The organism is Paenibacillus vulneris, from assembly GCF_039543185.1.
GTDB classification, from domain to species: domain Bacteria; phylum Bacillota; class Bacilli; order Paenibacillales; family NBRC-103111; genus Paenibacillus_S; species Paenibacillus_S vulneris.
This window is the reverse complement of record NZ_BAABJG010000044.1, coordinates 52,177-71,265: the sequence shown is the minus strand read 5'-3', so window position 1 is coordinate 71,265 and position 19,089 is coordinate 52,177. Positions and strand designations below refer to the sequence as shown.

The following is a 19,089-nucleotide window of genomic DNA, read 5'->3' as shown; positions in this document are numbered from 1 at the left end:
TACAAGCGTTTGTGGATATCAACTATATCGGCATCTATGTCACGCCTTTACAGTCTGAATTTGCTGCGTATGTACTTCGTTAAAATAGCTCCTGCTGCTGCACCAGAATATTTTTCAAAAAGCTTTTGCGATGCAGCGGCGTCGCACCGTACTCTATTATGCGCTCTCTGTGCAGCTTGGTTGCATAGCCCTTATGAAGTGCAATGCCATACTCCGGAAACTCTACATCCCAGTGCAGGCACATGCGGTCCCGTGTGACCTTGGCAATAATGGAAGCCGCGGCAATCGACTGGCTTATTGCGTCTCCATGAATAAGAGCCATCTGAGGCAGGGAAAGATCTACCTTCTCCGCATCCACGAGCAAATACTCCGGTCCCGGATTCAGCTGCTCAACCGCTTGCTTCATAGCCAGTCTTGCAGCTTGCTTTATATTAATGGCCTCTATGGTTTTAACATCGACAATACCGACTCCGATAGCGATTGCTTCCTTGTGGATCACCTCGTACAGTTCCTCACGCTTCTTATGACTTAATTTCTTCGAATCATTCACTTCCTCCAACACTAAACCGGGAGGCAAAATGACAGCGGCCGCCACTACGTCACCGAACAGGCAGCCTCTGCCTACCTCGTCAACTCCAGCAATATATTGAACGCCCTCATTCCAGAGCGCTTGTTCATGTTCCAACAGCATATGTATGAATTCCCTTCTAGTCTAGTACTCGTATTCTTCATTATACTAGAAACAAGCGGAGACGGATACGCGTAGAGCAAAGAAAAACAGCCACCCTTCAGCTAGAGTGGCTGTTCTGCTTGATAATCATCTGGGGTTTCCAGGCTGATTCGTCCCAATTTCCCTGCACGCAGCTCCCGCAGGATCGTTAAGGAGGCTTTCTCCAAATCCACGCGGCCGCCGCTCATTAAAGCGCCTCTTTTGCGCCCTATGGCTTCCATAACCTCGACTATGGCATCCGTATCGGACGGATCGTCAGGCAGCTTCTCGATGCCAAAGCGCTCCTGTAGACCTGCTCCATAGTGGGTAACCAGGTAACGAACGGTGTAAAATGCAATATCGACCGTATTCAGAATTTCTTCCTTTATCGCCCCGGTAGCAGCGAGCCGTATCCCGACCTGCTGGTCCTCGAATTTCGGCCACAAAATGCCCGGAGTATCGAGCAGCTCCATTTCGGTTCCTACCTTGATCCACTGCTGACCTTTGGTTACCCCCGGCTTATCTCCGGTAGCCGCTATTTTACGTCCTGCCAAGCGATTAATTAACGTTGATTTGCCTACGTTCGGAATCCCGACAATCAACGCACGTATCGCTCTTGGCTTGATGCCCTTACGAAGCTGTGCCTCGATTTTGACAGACAGCAGCTGCTTGGAGCGGGCCATAATTTCTTTCATCTGATTCCCGTTAGCCGCATCGACCGGCAGAGCTTCAAGCCCCTGCTCCGCGAAGTAGGCAACCCAGGACGCCGTTGCTTCCGGATCAGCCAAATCATGTTTATTCAGCAGCACGAGCCTCGGCTTGTTTTGCAAAATTTCATCAATCATCGGATTTCTGCTAGATATTGGAATTCGAGCGTCCAGCAGCTCAATCACAACGTCGATCAGCTTCAGCTTATCCTGAATTTGACGACGCGCCCTTGTCATGTGACCTGGAAACCATTGAATCGTCATACGGTCACCTCAACTTCTTTTCCATAGCTTGTTTTTTAGAAATGCACCAGGCTGATTTTGTCAAACGGCCAGAATATTAAATCCGCGCGTCCGACAATTTGCTCGAACTTGACAGGACCGATATCCCGGCTGTCCGAGCTGTTCGAGCGATTATCCCCCATAACAAAGACCGTTCCTTCCGGAATTACTAGTTCAGAGAAATTTCTTGAATTATAGGGTATCCCTTTTTTCGCAGCGTCATCCAATGCCTTCTGCAAATAAGGCTCGTCTAACACTTTGTTGTTAACATACACCTTATCGCCTTCCACCTTTACGGTCTCGCCAGGCAGCGCGATAACTCTCTTTATGTAATCTTTTTCTTTGGTGGCATGAAATACGACCACCTCGCCTCTTTCAGGCTTACGTATGGAATAAATGATCTTATTGACAATCAAGCGTTCACCGGTATAAAAGTTAGGCTCCATGGACGGGCCTTCTACAATAAACGGGGCAAAAATCAACCAGCGTATAAAAAAGACGAGAGCTGCAGCGATGAGCAGCGCTTTAACCCATTCCCAAACTTCGCTTTTGACTGGATTCGGTTTGTCTACGGTTTGTTCTTGCTCCATAAAGACCTGCCCTTTCTTCCATTAATTTCGGTCTTCGAAAAAAACGAAAAGGAGCTTGGTAAACAAGCCCCCGTTTGTTTTCGTCTTAACGAATTTCTTGAATTCTTGCCGCTTTACCGCGAAGACCACGCAAGTAGTATAGCTTCGCGCGACGAACTTTACCACGGCGAGCCACCTCAAGCTTATCAATCTTCGGCGAATGTACCGGGAACGTTCTTTCAACGCCAACACCGTAAGAAATTTTTCTAACGGTAAAGGTTTCGCTGATTCCGCCGCCGCGGCGTTTAATTACAACACCTTCAAACAGCTGAATACGTTCGCGGGAACCCTCGATAACTTTCACGTGCACTTTTACAGTGTCACCTGGACGAAAGCTTGGCAAATCTTGGCGTAGTTGTTCCTTAGTAATCTCCTGGATCAGACTCATGGCTGACTCCCTCCTTCCACACAGGTGTTCATTCCGCCTCTGATGTCGAATCTCGTGTTGTCATGCGTAGAGGACCACCGTAATCGGGCAAAATGCCACAACGTTGTATATAATACCATAATTGTGAACCAAACACAACTTGAAATTCTATCAATTCGAAAGAAAATAGAATTAGTCGGTTTCCTCTTTCGTTCTCTCCGATTCTTGCTGAATCTCCTTTAACCAGACCTGCTCCTCTTTCGTTAACGAGTACGATTTCAGCAGATCGGGTCTTTTGTGCCATGTACGTCTGATAGACTCGCGTTTGCGCCATTTCTCGATATGGGCATGATGACCGGACAATAGTATGTCAGGAACGGTCCATTCTCGAAACTGGACAGGACGCGTATAATGCGGATATTCGAGCAAGCCGGTACTGAACGAATCCGTTACGGCTGACGTTTCATTGCCGAGAACACCGGGAAGAAGCCTCGCCACGCTATCAATAACGACCATCGCGGGAAGCTCTCCTCCCGTCAGCACATAATCGCCAATCGACAGCTCATCGGTGACCAAATGCTCACGGATCCGTTCATCGTAGCCTTCGTAATGCCCGCATATAAAAATCAGATGGTCTTCCTTAGCCAATTCCTCCGCTTTACGCTGCGTAAACGGCTTCCCTTGTGGGCACATGAGGACGATTCGGGGCTTACCCGCAAGCGGCTCCGTCAGCGCCTCGACAGCTGCGAAAATAGGCTCAGGCTTCAGTACCATACCGCCGCCGCCGCCGTAAGGATAATCGTCTACGGTATTATGCTTATTATTGGAATAATCGCGAAAATTAACCGTATTCAGCTCGACGATGCCTTTCTCCCTGGCCTTACCTAATATACTGGATGAAAACACGCCGTCAAACATGTCGGGAAATAATGTAAGCACATCAATTCTCATTAGTCCAGCAAGCCTTCCATCAGGGATACCTTAACCCGTTTTTCTTGTACGTCCACTTCCAGAACCACATCGTCAATATAGGGAAGCAGCACCGGTTTGCCGGACTCGCGCTCTACCACCCACACATCGTTAGCTCCCGGAGACAAAATCTCGCTGATGGTGCCGAGCTTCTCCCCCTCGTCGGTATACACCGTGCAGCCAATAATTTCATGGTAATAATATTCATCGTCGGGAAGCTCGCTCAAATATTTCTCTTCCACCTTAAGCAGCCAGCCCTTGTATTTCTCGACTTCGTTAATGTTATCGAAGCCTTTAAACTTGACCATGAACATTTTTTTATGCTCGCGTGCCGATTCTACGGTAACAGGTAATCTCGTCTGCTTCTGGGGATCAAAAAAGACCAAGGAACTTCCTTTAGCAAAACGCTCATCCGGAAAATCCGTTTGAGGAACGATTTTCAGCTCTCCCCGGATGCCGTGCGTATTAACGATTTTACCTACCGTAAATAATTTATCGCTCATTTGTACCCTCCAACAGCATTGAATCAATTCCATTATGTATGCGTAAACTCCCTAACCATAGCTTTACCGCGATAAAGCAGTCCGAAGATTAGAGAGGGTAATAGAAGCTAATCTTAAGATAGGCCTGTTTCAGAAGAAAAGAAAGAGCTAGGATTTCTCCTAACTCTCATGGTGTCCATTATGACACGATTTCAACCGAAACACGCTTACTTTCTTTCACTGCAGCCGAGGTAACTACGGTACGAAGCGCCTTGGCAATACGCCCCTGCTTTCCGATAACTTTCCCGACATCATCGGGATGTACGGAAAGCTCGAAGGTAATGCTTCGTTCGTCTTCCACCGTATTTACCTTTACTTCTTCGGGATGATCAACCAACGCCTTGGCGATAACGGTTATTAGATCTTTCATAACACCCTCCGAATCGGCAGATTACTTCTGCAGCTTGGACTCATGGAACTTCTTCAAGATGCCAGCTTGGCTGAACAGACTGCGAACAGTATCAGAAGCTTGAGCACCAGTTTGAAGCCATCTCAGCGCTTTTTCCTCGTCGATATTAACAACGGCTGGTTGAGCAACCGGGTTGTAAGTACCAATCTCTTCGATGAAACGACCGTCACGTGGGGAACGGGAATCCGATACGACCACACGGTAGAAAGGAGCTTTGTGAGCACCCATACGTTTTAGACGAATGCGAGTTGCCATTAGAAAATCACCTCCAACATAGAATAAACTTGACTATATTACATTCCCGCGGGATCAACCGAACGGGAACTTCATTCCTTTGCCCAGCTTGCCCTTCAAGCCCTTCAACGCCTTCGGGCCTTTAGGTCCCATCATGCTGGAGAACTGCTTCATCATTTTGCGCATATCATCAAACTGCTTAATGAACCGGTTCACATCCTGCACGGAGTTTCCGCTTCCCGCAGCCAGACGCTTACGTCTGCTCGGACTGAGCATATCCGGATTTTGCCGTTCTTCCTTGGTCATTGACTTGACGATGGCGGCTATCCGAGCCATTTGCTTGTCATCGACCTTCAGATCCTTCATGCCCTTCATCTTGTTGGCTCCGGGCAGCATATCTAGGATTTGATCCAATGGACCAAGCTTCTTTACCTGCTCCATCTGGTCAAGGAAATCGTCGAACGTAAATTCCGCCGTGCGCATTTTGCGCTCCATTTCCTTGGCCTTCTCGGCATCAATACCGGCTTGGGCCTTCTCGATCAGCGTGAGCATGTCGCCCATACCCAGTATCCGGGATGCCATCCGGTCCGGATGGAACGGCTCAAGCGCATCCAGCTTCTCACCGATACCAGCGAATTTGATCGGGCATCCGGTAACGGCTTTGACTGAAATCGCCGCGCCGCCGCGAGTGTCTCCGTCCAGCTTGGTCAGCACAACGCCGGTCAGTTCCAGCTGCTTGTGGAAGCTCTCGGCAACATTGACCGCATCCTGACCTGTCATGGCGTCAACGACCAGCAAAATCTCGTCCGGACTGATCGCCGCCACGATCTGCTTCAGCTCTTCCATAAGGCCTTCATCGATATGCAAACGTCCTGCCGTATCGACAATCAGATAATCATTCCCATTATCCTTGGCATGCTGTAAAGCGTTCTTCGCGATTTCAACGGGACTTACTTGATCTCCCATCGTGAATACAGGCACCTTAAGCTGCTCGCCCAGAACCTGGAGCTGCTTTATGGCAGCCGGTCTGTAAATATCGCCCGCAGCAAGCAGCGGCCGGTGATTTTGCTGTACAAGCATCTTGGCAAGCTTTCCTGTTGCCGTCGTCTTACCTGCACCCTGCAGACCAACCATCAGCACGACGGTCGGCGGCCGGTTCGACCGGGCCAGCTTGCTTTGTGAGCCGCCCATAAGCTCGGTCAGCTCTTTATTCACGATATCGACGACGACCATCGCCGGGGTAAAGCTCTCAAGTACTTCCTGACCGATAGCGCGCTCCTTCACCTTCGCGATGAATTCCTTCACAACCTTAAAGTTCACATCCGCCTCAAGAAGCGCGAGACGAACTTCACGCAGCGCCTCGTTAACATCGTCTTCCGTTAGCTTTCCTTTGCCTCTCAGCCTGCTGAACACATTCTGCAATCGGGTCGCTAATCCTTCGAATGCCATGCGAATTCACCTCTTGAGTGTTACTTATCTATCTTTGATACATAGTCCACATTTGACTGAATCAGGCTGTCCATATATCAGTCGAGACTCACCAAGTGATGCAGCAGCTCTTGCGCCTGAGCCCGTTCATTGCCGGAGAGACCGGACAATAGCGGTTCAAGCTTTTGTGTCAGCTGAACCCGTTCATCGTGCTTGGCTAATAGCTGCAGCTTAATCTCGTAATCCTCCAATACGGACTCTGCTCGTTTTATATGTTCATACACCGCCTGGCGGCTAATCTTGAATTCAGCTGCGATTTCTCCAAGCGAATAATCATCGTGAAAATACAGCTTGCAGAACATTTGCTGCTTCTCAGTCAGCAGCTTCTCGTAGAAGTCAAAAAGCAAATTGATGCGATTGGTCTTCATCAATGCATTTTCTTCTGTCATAGTGCCCCGCCTCCGTTAAGGTAAAACACTTTACAGGAACAACAGAACCTATAATACCCAAAACGGAGAAGGATGTCAAGCTATTTTCCTTGTCACTTAAAATATCGTGGGCGAACTATGATTTTGCCGTCTCATCCGGCTGAGCTTCCCCTTCCGGAATCCAGCGGCTGAACAAGGCATGGACGAATTGATCCGAGTCAAACGGCTGCAAATCGTCCATTTTCTCGCCAAGCCCTACGAACTTAACGGGAAGGTTCAGCTCCTGACGAATGGCCACTACGATACCGCCTTTTGCCGTACTATCCAGCTTGGTCAGCACAAGACCGGTCAAGCCTGTCTTTTCGTCAAACAGCTTAGCCTGGCTCAGAGCGTTTTGGCCCGTTGTAGCATCAAGCACCAGCAGCACTTCATGCGGCGCTTCAGGAACTTCACGGCGGATGACACGGTAAATTTTATTAAGCTCTTCCATCAAGTTCACTTTATTCTGAAGACGTCCCGCCGTATCGCATAGCAATACGTCTACGCCCCGGTTTTTGGCTGCATGGAGCGCATCGAACATCACCGCTGCCGGGTCGGAGCCCGCCTGCTGCTTGATAACATCAACGCCGACGCGCTGCCCCCATACCTCCAGCTGCTCAATAGCCCCGGCACGGAACGTGTCTCCTGCAGCCAGAAGCACCTTTTTACCCTGCGACTTCAAATGATGCGCCAGCTTGCCGATCGTTGTCGTCTTTCCTACTCCGTTGACGCCAACGAACAGAATGACGGTTAAGCCCGATTCCGCCATTTTCAGAGAAGCGTTCTCCTCACCTTTCAGCAGCTGGATAATCATCTCCGTCAAAATAGGCTGAAGCTCGCTTGGATCTTCGATCTTCCGCTTGCGGACCTCTGCACGCAGATCCTCGACCAGCTTCATAACGGTGTTGACGCCCACATCCGCACCGATCAGAATTTCTTCAAGCTCCTCATAGAAATCCTCGTCGATTTTTTTGCGGCGGCTGAACAAATCTTCGACGCGCTCGACCAGAACATCGCGTGTTTTGGACAAGCCTTCTTTAAACTTATTCGTAACCGCCTCGGCCTTGGAGGAAATGCTTTCTTTCAATCGTTTAAAAAAACTCATCGGGCGATAGCCCCTTTCTATATACTTTTAGCTTTATTGAACTCGAATTGGCTGCATCATGAACGAATCTAGCTCGCAATGATGGCTTCATCCTCTTCCAACCGGACGGATACCAGCTTGGATACGCCGCCTTCTTCCATCGTGACCCCGTACAGCACATCCGCCTCTTCCATCGTCCCCTTGCGGTGCGTTACTACAATGAACTGGGTTTGCTCGGAAAACTCGCGTAAATATTCCGCAAAACGGGATACATTCGCTTCATCCAGGGCTGCTTCGACCTCGTCAAGCACGCAGAACGGCACCGGCTTCACGCGGATGATCGAGAATAGCAGGGCAATAGCCGTCAGCGCTCGTTCTCCCCCCGACAAGAGCTGCAGGTTCTGCAGCTTCTTACCCGGCGGCTGAGCGACAATTTCGATCCCCGTATCAAGAAGATTATCCGGCTCGGATAAAATCAGATCGGCACGTCCTCCGCCGAACAGCTTGGCGAAGACGACAACAAAGTGAGAGCGGATTGCGTCGAACGTCGTTCTAAACCGCTTCGACATCTCTTCGTCCATTTCCCGAATCACCTGATACAAGGTGGTTTTCGCTTCAACCAAATCATTCTTCTGCTCACTTAAAAACTGGAATCGCTCGTTAACCCTCGCGAATTCCTCCACCGCTCCCAGGTTGACTTCACCAAGTACGGCAATGTCGCGTTTCAGCTCACGCACCTGGTTCTGGGCCCCAAGCACATCCTCTGGGACAGGGTAGCGCTCCTTGGCCAATTCATAGCTGAGCTCGTAATCATCCGACAGCTTCTTGAGCAGGTTCTCAAGCTCCACGTCCAGACGGTTTACCCGCACCTCGGTCTGGTGCAAATGCTCCTCCGTCTGGCGCAGCTGGTTGCGCTCTTCCCTTGTCTTGTTCTCCTCTTTCTCTAGCTGTGCCTGCCATTGGGCCCGTTCCGCACGCTTCAGCTCCAACTGCTCGGTACACTGCTGCTTCTTCAGCTTGAGGCTGTTCAACAGCTCGATCTGCATGATTGTTTCCTGCTCGTGATTCGCCATATCCTGCTCCAATTGCAGAACCAGCCTTCGGTTCAAATCGAGCTCGTTATGTAACTGGGTCAGCTCGGAGTGGCTGCGCCGCTCCTGATCCACCAAGGCCTGCTTCTCCTGTGTCTGGGAAGCGACCTTGACTTTTAACTCGGTAAGCTGCGTCTGAAGCTCCTCCTTCGCAAGCTCACCGGCTTTGCGCGCCAGCTCCGCTTCACGAATGGCTTGCTGCAGAGCAGCCTCCTCCTGCGTTAGACGCTCCAGCGTTTGAATGGCGGCCGCCTGACGGTCCTTCAGCTCCTTGCGCTCCGAGTCCAGCGCATCCCCGTCTTCACTGTACAGCGCCAGCTGCTCGGCTACCTGCTTGGCCTCCTGCTCCAGCGGCTGAAGTCCCGCACGAATTTGCTGCTCCTCAATGCGAAGCGCCTCTCCTTCTTGGCGAAGCTCCTCGAGCATTGCGGAGTCCGCAGCAATCTCCTTGCGAACCTGATCCGCTTTGACGCGCAGTTGTTGAAGCTGCTCTTGCGAAACGGCAATCTCCTTGTCCATTTCTTCAATCTGCCGCTGGCGGCTCAGCAGGCTGCTCGTTTTCTTCTGCTGACTGCCCCCCGTCATCGATCCTCCCGGGTTCACGACGTCGCCTTCCAGCGTAACCACCCGGTAACGGTATTGGACTTTTGCCGCAATGCGGTTAGCAACTTCCAATTGACTGGCGATGATGACATTGCCGAGCAAGCTGCCGACAATTTGACGATAAGTGTCCTCATATTGAACAAGGTCGGCACCGATACCGACGAAGCCCTCCATACCTTCTATCGTTCTTCGTTCGGAATCCGGAATTGAACGTCCGCGGATAACGTCGAGAGGAAGGAAGGTAGCGCGGCCTAACTGCCTGCGCTTCAAGAAAGCAATCGCTTCACGGCCGTTCGCCTCGCTATCGACGACGATATGCTGCAATGCTCCGCCTAGCGCCGTCTCTACCGCCACCTCGACATGGGCCGGAACCTTAACCAGCTCGGCTACAGCGCCTCGGATTCCGCGCAGATCTTGGCGGTCCTTCGCCTTCAGCACTTCTTTAACGCCATGCATGAAGCCGTCATAATCATTTGCCATTTCACGCATCGTATCGCGGCGGGAGATCATGGAGTCGAGCTTTTGTTCCCATTTTCGCACGGTGGATTGTGATTCCTCAGATAACATTTGCTTCGACTTCAAGCTTTGGCTCAGTTCCAGATAACGGTTTCTCGCGTTTTCAATGTTCCCTATGACCGCAGCTAACCGTTCTTCCAGAACCCGCTTACGTTCCGCAATGCTGTCCTGCTGCTCTCTCCATTTCCGGTGCTCGTCCCCGAGCCGGTCAAGCCGCTTAGACAGCCCTTCCAGCTGCTGCTCCGCGTAGCGCGCCTCGTTGCGGGCGTTCGCCATTTGATTCAGCGTTTCCAGGAGCTCGCCCTTCAGACGGTCTTCCTCCGCGCTGCTGATGCCGCCTGCTACGCCCAGCAACCGGTCTTCCTCCGCCTTTAGCTTGGCCTGATACTGCTGCAGCTCGTCCGAAATAACCGCCAGCTTTTCCCTAATGGCCGCTAATTCGGCTTCCTTCTCCGTTGAACGGATTTCTTGCTGCTTTACGTTTTGCGCGAGCTGAGCCTGGTTAGAAGCATAATTTCTTTTACGCTCCTTGAGTACCTCTCCCTGTCCCTCGCATTTTTCAAAATCCTCGCTTATCTGCAGAAGCTGCGCCTGAAGCGCCTCGATTTCTTCCTCAAGCCTTCTGGTTTCCCAGCGATGCTTCTCCAAATGCGCGTCATGCTGACCGACGATCGCGGATAGCTCCAGCTGCTCCTGCTTCAGCTTGTCCAGCTTTTTATTCGTCTCGGTCCACGAGTTGTAGATTTGCTCGATTTGATACACGTACATAGCAATCTCGTTCTTCTTTAGCTGCTCTCTCAGCTCTCTGTAGCGCACAGCCTTCTCGGATTGGATCCGCAGCGGCTCGATCTGATCCTCCAGCTCAACTACCAGGTCATTAATCCGGAGCAAGTTTTGCTCCGTTTCCTGGAGCTTCTTTTCCGTTTCACGCTTTCTTGATTTATATTTTACGATCCCGGAGGCTTCTTCAAAGATACCGCGGCGATCTTCCGATTTCGTGCTTAAAATTTCTTCAATTCGTCCTTGTCCGATGATAGAGTAAGCTTCCTTACCGATCCCTGTATCCATAAACAGCTCGGTAATGTCCTTCAGACGGCAAGCCTGCTTATTAATTAGATACTCGCTGTCCCCGTTCCGGTGTACGCGCCGGGTTACGGTCACTTCATTAAAATCCAGCGATAGCGATTGATCTGAATTATCCAGGGTGAGCGATACTTCACCGTAGTTAACCGCCTTACGAGCGTCACTTCCGGCAAAAATAATATCCTCCATCTTCCCTCCGCGCAAGCTGCGGGCGCTTTGCTCTCCAAGCACCCAACGAATGCCGTCGGAAATGTTACTTTTCCCACTGCCGTTTGGACCGACTACAGCCGTAATACCTTGTACGAATTCAAGCTCGGTCCGATCGGCAAACGATTTAAAACCGGACAGCTCAATACGCTTTAAAAACATCGTCTCACCTCAACGCTATTGTACCACACATTCCTTATTCATAGAATAAACTCCCACGGTCAACCTCAACACTCCAAGCATGATGTTCTGCATAGCTGGCAGGGATTTACCTTTGCTTTGAATGACGATTTCGTCTTCTCACATCTTCTGAAAAAAAAGAAATGCAGCGACGGCAACCCTTAAGCTGCCATCCCTGCACCCTCTTGCTCTGTTTGCGCTATTGAATATGGACTTTCAACGCTTCCAATGCTTGAGCAGCCGCATGCTGTTCAGCCTCTTTCTTCGAACGGCCGGACCCTTGCCCCAAAAGCGTATCGCTCACATGAACCTGGGCAACAAACTCTCTTTCATGAGCAGGCCCGCGTTCGTCGACGATCCGGTACTCCAGTACCCCCATGTTATGCTGCTGGGTATATTCCTGCAGATGGGTTTTGAAGTCAACGGTCAGCAGCTTGCCTTGGTGAGGCAAATTCGGGAACACATGCTGCTTAAGAAAGCTTGTCACCACTTGAAGTCCCTGGTCCAAATATAATGCGCCGATAAACGATTCGAACACGTCAGCCAGCAAAGCCGGTCTGGTTCTGCCGCCGGTCAGCTCCTCGCCCTTGCCTAGAAGCACATAGGAACCGAACTCCAGCTCTTCGGCAAATCCGACTAATGAAGGCTCGCATACGATTGAAGCTCTTAACTTGGTTAATTCCCCTTCGGAACGTTCCGGGTACGTATCGAACAAATACTCGGAAACCGTTAGTTCCAGGACTGCATCGCCCAAAAATTCCAACCGCTCATTATCCTTGTAATTGCCGACTCTATGTTCGTTTACATAGGAAGAGTGGGTAAACGCCTGTCTTAATAGCTCGGGTTTGCGAAACGTAATATTTAACGCAGCCTGAAGCTGCTTCAGGTTTCGATGCATGCCTTCACCACCTAATCGGACATTCCCGTTCGTTAGATTAATTACGGTCTCGCGGCGGAGTGCTTATTGCTCGAACTTTTTCATAATAATGGTGGCATTATGGCCGCCAAAACCGAACGAGTTCGACATTGCTACCTTCACGTTCGCTTGACGCGCTTGATTTGGCACATAATCCAGATCACATTCAGGATCCTGATTGTCCAAATTAATAGTCGGAGGGATAAACCCATGCTTCAGGGTTAATCCGCAAATCAACGCTTCCACACCGCCGGCAGCTCCTAATAGATGACCTGTCATGGATTTGGTTGAGCTGACTGCGACTTTATATGCATGCTCTCCCAGCGCCTTCTTGATGGCCGTCGTCTCCGAGCGGTCCCCAACCGGCGTAGAGGTCCCATGCGCATTAATATAATCAATATCCTCCGGTGCAATACCCGCATCCTTGATCGCTTTGGCCATACAGCGCGCAGCACCGTCCGGATCCGGATCGGTCATATGATAAGCGTCGCCGCTCATGCCGTACCCGATAACCTCACCGTAAATTTTAGCGCCGCGCTTTTGCGCATGCTCGAGCGACTCCAGAATCAGAATTCCGGAACCTTCGCCCATAACGAAACCGTCCCGGTCCGTATCAAACGGTCTGCTCGCTTTTTGAGGCTCGTCGTTACGAGTCGACATAGCGCGCAGCGCACAGAAACCGGCCACACCCGTCGGACTGATCGTCGCTTCAGCGCCACCGCAAATCATGACATCGGCATCGCCGCGCTGTATCATTTTGAACGAATCGCCGATGGAGTGAGTCCCTGTTGCGCACGCGGTTACTGCTGTGCTGTTAGGACCTTTGGCTCCTGTGATCATGGAGATTTGGCCGGACGCCATATTCGCGATCATCATGGGAATAAAGAACGGACTTACTCTCTTCGGTCCTTTTTCCAGCAAAATTTTATGCTGCTCTTCCCAAGTGGACAAACCGCCGATACCGGAGCCTACATAGACGCCTACACGCTCCGGATCCGTGTCCTCCTTGATGTTAAGTCCCGCATCCTGCAGTGCAGTCAAAGACGACGCCACTGCAAATTGTACGAAACGGTCCATGCGACGGGCTTCCTTTTTATCGAAATACTGCTCAGGATTAAAGTCTTTGATCTCAGCAGCAATGCGCGTTGGATATTCGCTCACATCGAACAATTCAATCATACCTACTCCGGATTTACCTGCCATCAGGTTCCCCCAGAATGTTTCAAGATCATGTCCCAAGGAGGTCATGACGCCCATACCTGTTATGACAACTCGTTGCTTCACTTTAATCCACCTCTATCTAAAATAACTAATGTTATGAATTTACCCAATTTAATGTAGCTGCTAGATTCGCTGTACATGTATGGCAATACTGAATGGAGATAAGTCCCGTCTAAAAAGCAAAACGGGACTTATACCAATTAAGTATGAGATTTTATGTACTCAACTACTTGACCTACTGTAGTTATCTTCTCTGCATCTTCATCAGAGATTTCCATATCAAACTCATCTTCCAGTTCCATGACAAGCTCTACAACATCTAGAGAATCAGCGCCTAAATCATCTTTAAAAGATGCTTCGAGGGACACTTCTGCCTCATCAACACCAAGACGATCGATGACGATACGTTTCACGCGATCTAAAACATCGGACATCCGGTTCACCTCCTCCTTGGTATTATACTTAACTTATGGACAAATTGCCAGAGCAAGCGCTATTTCCGCAGAAAAAAACAATATTTGCGAATTTTCACACAATGGCTCGGTAACAATTTTCACCCTTACATATACATGCCGCCGTCCACATGAATCGTTTGGCCGGTCATGTAAGAAGCATCGTCGGATGCAAGAAAGCGCACTGCCTTCGCTATATCATCCGGCTGGCCGAGACGCGCTAGTGGAATTTGCTTCAGCATCTGCGAACGGGTATCCTCGGATAATTTATCCGTCATATCCGTTTCAATAAATCCTGGAGCTACGGCATTGACTGTAATCCCCCGTGACGACAGCTCCTTCGCGGTTGCCTTAGTCATACCGATAACGCCTGCTTTCGCTGCAACATAATTGGCCTGACCCGGATTGCCGAGCGCTCCAACAACGGAGGAGATGTTTATAATGCGGCCATAACGCTGCTTCATCATCGGACGTGTCGCTGCCTTAACACAGTTGAACACGCCCTTCAGATTTGTGGCGATAACCTCGTCGAATTCCTCTTCCTTCATGCGCATAATCAAATTATCTCTCGTGATGCCTGCATTATTCACTAAGATGTCCAGTTTCCCAAAGGTTTCAAGCACCTGCTTGAACATATCGTCCACTTCCTGAGAGGAAGCTACATTCGCCTTCACTTTTATCGCTTTGCGGCCCATACCCTCAATAAGGCTGACCACCTCTGCAGCTGCAGCTGCACTGCCGGCATAATTTACGGCAACGTCTGCTCCCGCTTCTGCAAGCGTAAGAGCAATAGCGCGGCCAATGCCTCGCGAAGCGCCTGTAACCAATGCGACTTTACCCGCTAACATCGTACCCCTCCTATCCTAATTCTTCCGTTAATCTTAAAAGGCCTGCTTAATTGGTAACATCCAATTGGAACTGATCCAATGCTTCTTTGCTATTGATCGAATAGATTTTGACCGATTTGTCGATCTTTTTGATCAACCCGGCCAAGACCGTTCCCGAACCGATCTCGACAAACGTATCCACGCCTTGTTCAATCAGCCAGGCAACGCTGTCTTCCCATAATACGGAAGAATGCACCTGCTCTACGAGCAGTTCGCGGATGGATTCAGGCTCTTGCACGGGACGCGCGGTTACATTGGCTACCACGGGCACCGACGCCGTTTGCATAGGAACCGCAGACAGCACATCCGACAACCGCTCGGAGGCGGGTTTCATCAAGGAAGAATGGAACGGACCGCTTACTTCCAATGGAATGACTCGCTTGGCGCCGATCTCCTTTCCACGCTCCACGATAGCTTGTACACCTTCTTTGCTACCGGAAATCACGATTTGACCGGGGCAGTTCAGATTGGCAAGCTCCACTACTCCAGCTTCTTTTGACACTTCTGAGCAGAGCTTCTGAAGCGCTTCCCTCTCTCCTCCGAGAACGGCTGCCATTGCGCCTTGACCGCTCGGAACGGCCTGATCCATGAATTCTCCGCGCGCACGGACGGTCCGCACAGCATCTTCAAAGCTCAGTACCCCGGCAGCTACCAAAGCGCTGTATTCTCCCAAGCTGTGTCCAGCCAAATAATCAGGCTGAAGTCCCTTCGACTTGAATAGCTCCAGGTATGCCACACTCGTCGTAAGAAGTGCAGGCTGGGTATGATAAGTGATTTTCAACTCCGAATCCGGACCATCGAAAATAAGCGAAGATAGAGAATAGCCGAGTGCCTGATCCGCACGATCAAAAATCGCTTTGGCCGCCGGATCGGACTCATAAATGTCCCGCCCCATCCCTACGGCCTGGGCGCCTTGACCCGGAAATACAAATGCTACTTTCCCCAACGTAATATCTCCTTTCGTATCGGTTGCCCGGAGAGCACCAACCCTCTCCAGGCGAACGATTCATCTCATTACCAAACGATTACGGACGCGCCCCAAGTCAGGCCGCCGCCAAATCCGACCAATACGATACAATCGCCCTCTTTTACCTTCCCCTCTTCTACCGCTTCCGCCAAAGCGATCGGGATGGAGGCTGCAGAGACATTGCCGTATTTATCCAAGTTTATCATACATTTGTCTTCGCTCAAATCCAAGCGGTTCAGCGCAGACTGAATGATGCGGATATTCGCTTGATGAGGGACGAGCAGATCGATATCCTGCTTCTCCATCCCTGCTTTACGAAGAGCTTCTTCCGCGGCGCTGCCCATAATCCGGACGGCGAATTTGAAAACCTCGCTGCCCGCCATATAAATGAAGTGCTGCTTGGTTTCGATCGATTGAGGCGATACCGGGCAGCGCGAGCCTCCGCCGCTAATGCGCAGCAGCTCTCCGCCGGAACCATCGGCGCCTAGTTCAAACGATTTGAACCCGCGGCCCTCCGGAACTGCGCCCAACACAACGGCACCCGCTCCGTCACCAAATAATATACATGTGTTGCGATCGGTATAATCCGTAATTTTGGATAAGCATTCAGCGCCCACAACCAAGGCGTATTTATAAGTCCCCAAAGCAATAAAATTGGATGCATTGGCCAATCCGTAAATAAACCCGGAGCACGCAGCGGACAAATCGAAAGCGGCAGCCTTCTTAGCGCCCAGCTTATCCTGCAGAATGCATGCCGTAGACGGGAATGACATATCAGGAGTAATTGTTGCGACAATGATCAGGTCCAACTGCTCCGGACTGATTCCTGCAGCATCCAATGCCTTCAGAGAAGCCTCGTAAGCCAGATCCGAGGAGGCCTGTTCGGCACTGACCAGTCTGCGTTCCCGAATGCCTGTGCGGGTAACGATCCATTCATCATTCGTTTCAACCATTTGTTCCAAATCATGATTCGTCAGTACCCGTTCAGGTACGTACTTTCCTGTACCGATAATGCCCACCGGTATTGAGCTCATAGGTCACATCTCACTTCCATTACTAATTTCCCTAGAAATACTTTGCACCAGATCATTCTGGATAGCAATACGAGCCTGCCGAACGGCATTTTTGATAGCCATGGCATTGGAAGATCCGTGGCTTTTCAGCACAAGTCCGTCAATCCCCAAAAGCGGCGCAGCGCCATGCTCGGCATAGTCGAATGAGCTTCGGAATTTCATTAGTCCTGGCTTCAGAACAGCGGCGGCCAGCTTCGTCATAAAGTTTCTTCTCAACTCCGTTTTGAGCGCGGAGAAGATAGTCGAAGCCGCCCCTTCCAAAGACTTCAGCATAATATTGCCGGCGAAGCCGTCGCAAACCAATACGTCACACGGGCCGTTCAGGACATCCCTGGACTCTACATTGCCCAGGAAATGAATAGGAGCCTGCTCCAGCAGTCCATAGGCTGCCTTGGTCACTTCATTTCCTTTCATGGCTTCGGTGCCGACATTAAGCAATCCGACCCGTGGCTTTGCGATCCCTTCAACCTTTTTCCGGTAAATGCTGCCCATGATGGCATACTGCGTTAATTCCTCGGCACTCGAGTCCATATTGGCGCCCAGGTCCAATGCCAGGATTCCTTTGCCGTCGAGCGTTGGAATCATCGGTGCCAATGCAGGTCTGCTTATCCCCTTCATACGGCCGACAACAAGAATCCCCATTGTCATCAATGCGCCGGTATTCCCCGCGGAGATCATGGCATCGGCTTCTCTTTCGCGAACCATCCGGCCCGCTACGACCATGGAAGCATCCTTTTTACGCCTAACTGCTTTTACCGGTTCATCGTCCGCTTCAATCTTCTCACCTGCATGGCGAACCTCAAGATTGGCAGGCTTTGCGTCACCTAGCATGGCTTCAATCCTGTTTGAGTCTCCAACCAGTGTGATGGTTGTGTCGCTCCATTCCCGTGCCGCTTCTATAGCTCCGGCTACTACAACATCGGGGGCATGGTCTCCACCCATTGCATCAATCGCAATCCGCATCAGGCTCTCCTCCCTCCGATCGATCTCTTGTTGAGTGGTATATGATGAAATTTCCTTGGAAAACAACTTCTTCCCCGATGTAAGTGAACACTTCCACCTTGGCTTTGCCTTTGGAGATAGAACGTACGTATGCTTTGGCGATGCATTTTTCCCCCAGCTTAACCGAGCGGACAAATCGAATATCCGCCGATGCGGTTAACGCAATCTGGTCGTTAATCAAGGCTACGGCGAGCGAATTCGCCTGTGAAAAAATATGATGCCCGCGCGCAATCTTCGTTCTGGAGAAAACATGCTCCTCCTTGATCTCAAAGATAGAAATCCCGCTCTTGTCCAATTGCAGATCAATAACATCCCCAATCACTTCATGAAGAGGCAATGAGCGTACCTGATCGTACGATTGCTCGGCCATCAGCTTAATCCGTTCACGAAGCTCGGGAATTCCGAGCTCCAGCCGGTCCAACCGAATGGTCTGGATACTGACCTGGAATAGCTTCATCAATTCTTCATCTGTAATAAAAGGGTTTTCCTCAATGGCTCCTGCCAGCTGCTGCTGTCGTTGTCGTTTAGGAAGGCGTTCGATGTCCGACACCACCTTTACCTTAGTATACATCCATGATCATTTATATATCTTGAACAGGAATGGTTAAATCATCCCTGCATATGTTCCTGGCTCCAGACTTCACGGCGATATGCCGAGCTAGTCTTATGTAGGTATTGAGCGACCCTGTTCCGAATAAAAGCATGCAAAGGAAACGCCATCTTCTCATGTCGGAATCCGGGTACCTCGAGCTGGATATCACTATATCTTATGACCAAGTAATAAGAGATAGTATAATGGATTGTAATCGAAAAGGGAAGCACAAAAATAGCACCCCACCCTAAAAGATGAAGTGCTACCGTTTTGCTGATATCATCCATTATTGCTTGATGATCTCTCTTTTTTTGTAAGATCCACACACCTTGCAAACGCGGTGAGCCAATTTCAATTCACCACAGTTGTCACACTTAACCATGCCTGGAACTACTAATTTAAAGTGAGTACGGCGCTTGTCGCGACGTGTCTTGGATGTTCTCCTTTGAGGTACTGCCATATTCCCACCTCC

At 50.3% G+C, this 19,089-nt stretch carries 21 protein-coding genes; all 21 read right to left on the bottom strand.

Annotated elements, in window-relative coordinates; translation table 11 throughout:
- Positions 1-79: 79 nt before the first annotated feature.
- The gene (locus tag ABEA66_RS29450) at positions 80-688 is read right to left on the bottom strand and encodes a ribonuclease HII (protein ID WP_345593404.1); all 609 of its coding nucleotides are present in this window, start codon (positions 686-688) and stop codon (positions 80-82) included.
- A gap of 104 nt (positions 689-792) precedes the next feature.
- Positions 793-1,680 carry a ribosome biogenesis GTPase YlqF gene (gene ylqF, locus ABEA66_RS29445; RefSeq protein WP_345593268.1) on the bottom strand — a complete coding sequence of 296 codons (888 nt, stop codon included), beginning with the start codon at positions 1,678-1,680 and terminating at the stop codon, positions 793-795.
- A 35-nt stretch (positions 1,681-1,715) separates the two neighbouring features.
- On the bottom strand, positions 1,716-2,288 hold the full coding sequence (gene lepB / locus ABEA66_RS29440) for a signal peptidase I (protein ID WP_192705181.1): 573 nt from the start codon (positions 2,286-2,288) through the stop codon (positions 1,716-1,718).
- Positions 2,289-2,373: 85 nt separating this feature from the next.
- A complete protein-coding gene (rplS, locus tag ABEA66_RS29435) occupies positions 2,374-2,715 on the bottom strand; it encodes a 50S ribosomal protein L19 (RefSeq protein WP_028550401.1) in 342 nt (113 codons plus the stop codon).
- Between the two features lie 171 nt (positions 2,716-2,886).
- A complete protein-coding gene (gene trmD, locus ABEA66_RS29430) occupies positions 2,887-3,645 on the bottom strand; it encodes a tRNA (guanosine(37)-N1)-methyltransferase TrmD (protein WP_345593264.1) in 759 nt (252 codons plus the stop codon).
- Complete coding sequence (rimM, locus tag ABEA66_RS29425) at positions 3,645-4,166, bottom strand: ribosome maturation factor RimM (protein WP_079910290.1); 522 nt, start codon at positions 4,164-4,166, stop codon at positions 3,645-3,647. The genes trmD and rimM overlap by 1 nt, the downstream gene beginning before the upstream one ends.
- A 178-nt stretch (positions 4,167-4,344) precedes the next feature.
- Positions 4,345-4,575 (bottom strand): KH domain-containing protein, encoded by a 231-nt coding sequence (locus ABEA66_RS29420; RefSeq protein ID WP_079910291.1) that lies wholly within the window; start codon positions 4,573-4,575, stop codon positions 4,345-4,347.
- A 21-nt stretch (positions 4,576-4,596) separates the two neighbouring features.
- Positions 4,597-4,869, bottom strand: coding sequence for a 30S ribosomal protein S16 (rpsP, locus tag ABEA66_RS29415; protein ID WP_079910292.1), 273 nt, complete (start codon positions 4,867-4,869; stop codon positions 4,597-4,599).
- A gap of 54 nt (positions 4,870-4,923) precedes the next feature.
- On the bottom strand, positions 4,924-6,297 hold the full coding sequence (gene ffh, locus ABEA66_RS29410; protein ID WP_079910293.1) for a signal recognition particle protein: 1,374 nt from the start codon (positions 6,295-6,297) through the stop codon (positions 4,924-4,926).
- Between the two features lie 77 nt (positions 6,298-6,374).
- Positions 6,375-6,725 (bottom strand): putative DNA-binding protein, encoded by a 351-nt coding sequence (locus ABEA66_RS29405; protein WP_079910294.1) that lies wholly within the window; start codon positions 6,723-6,725, stop codon positions 6,375-6,377.
- Between the two features lie 115 nt (positions 6,726-6,840).
- Complete coding sequence (ftsY, locus tag ABEA66_RS29400) at positions 6,841-7,848, bottom strand: signal recognition particle-docking protein FtsY (RefSeq protein ID WP_345593259.1); 1,008 nt, start codon at positions 7,846-7,848, stop codon at positions 6,841-6,843.
- Between the two features lie 68 nt (positions 7,849-7,916).
- Entirely contained in the window at positions 7,917-11,489 is a 3,573-nt protein-coding gene (gene smc / locus ABEA66_RS29395; RefSeq protein ID WP_345593257.1) for a chromosome segregation protein SMC, read from the bottom strand.
- A gap of 217 nt (positions 11,490-11,706) precedes the next feature.
- Positions 11,707-12,405: a ribonuclease III gene (rnc, locus tag ABEA66_RS29390; RefSeq protein WP_079910297.1), complete on the bottom strand. Its 699-nt coding sequence runs from the start codon at positions 12,403-12,405 to the stop codon at positions 11,707-11,709.
- A gap of 63 nt (positions 12,406-12,468) precedes the next feature.
- Positions 12,469-13,707 carry a beta-ketoacyl-ACP synthase II gene (gene fabF / locus ABEA66_RS29385; RefSeq protein WP_345593255.1) on the bottom strand — a complete coding sequence of 413 codons (1,239 nt, stop codon included), beginning with the start codon at positions 13,705-13,707 and terminating at the stop codon, positions 12,469-12,471.
- Positions 13,708-13,844: 137 nt separating this feature from the next.
- Entirely contained in the window at positions 13,845-14,078 is a 234-nt protein-coding gene (gene acpP / locus ABEA66_RS29380) for an acyl carrier protein (RefSeq protein ID WP_079910299.1), read from the bottom strand.
- A 125-nt stretch (positions 14,079-14,203) separates the two neighbouring features.
- Entirely contained in the window at positions 14,204-14,944 is a 741-nt protein-coding gene (gene fabG, locus ABEA66_RS29375) for a 3-oxoacyl-[acyl-carrier-protein] reductase (RefSeq protein ID WP_345593252.1), read from the bottom strand.
- A gap of 46 nt (positions 14,945-14,990) precedes the next feature.
- Complete coding sequence (fabD, locus tag ABEA66_RS29370; RefSeq protein ID WP_079910301.1) at positions 14,991-15,929, bottom strand: ACP S-malonyltransferase; 939 nt, start codon at positions 15,927-15,929, stop codon at positions 14,991-14,993.
- Between the two features lie 68 nt (positions 15,930-15,997).
- A complete protein-coding gene (locus ABEA66_RS29365; protein ID WP_079910302.1) occupies positions 15,998-16,984 on the bottom strand; it encodes a beta-ketoacyl-ACP synthase III in 987 nt (328 codons plus the stop codon).
- 3 nt (positions 16,985-16,987) lie between these two features.
- Positions 16,988-17,986 carry a phosphate acyltransferase PlsX gene (plsX, locus tag ABEA66_RS29360; protein WP_079910303.1) on the bottom strand — a complete coding sequence of 333 codons (999 nt, stop codon included), beginning with the start codon at positions 17,984-17,986 and terminating at the stop codon, positions 16,988-16,990.
- Entirely contained in the window at positions 17,970-18,596 is a 627-nt protein-coding gene (fapR, locus tag ABEA66_RS29355; RefSeq protein WP_079910304.1) for a transcription factor FapR, read from the bottom strand. Before fapR ends, plsX begins: the two co-directional genes overlap by 17 nt.
- Positions 18,597-18,903: 307 nt before the next feature.
- Entirely contained in the window at positions 18,904-19,077 is a 174-nt protein-coding gene (gene rpmF, locus ABEA66_RS29350; protein ID WP_028550384.1) for a 50S ribosomal protein L32, read from the bottom strand.
- Between the last annotated feature and the right edge of the window lie 12 nt (positions 19,078-19,089).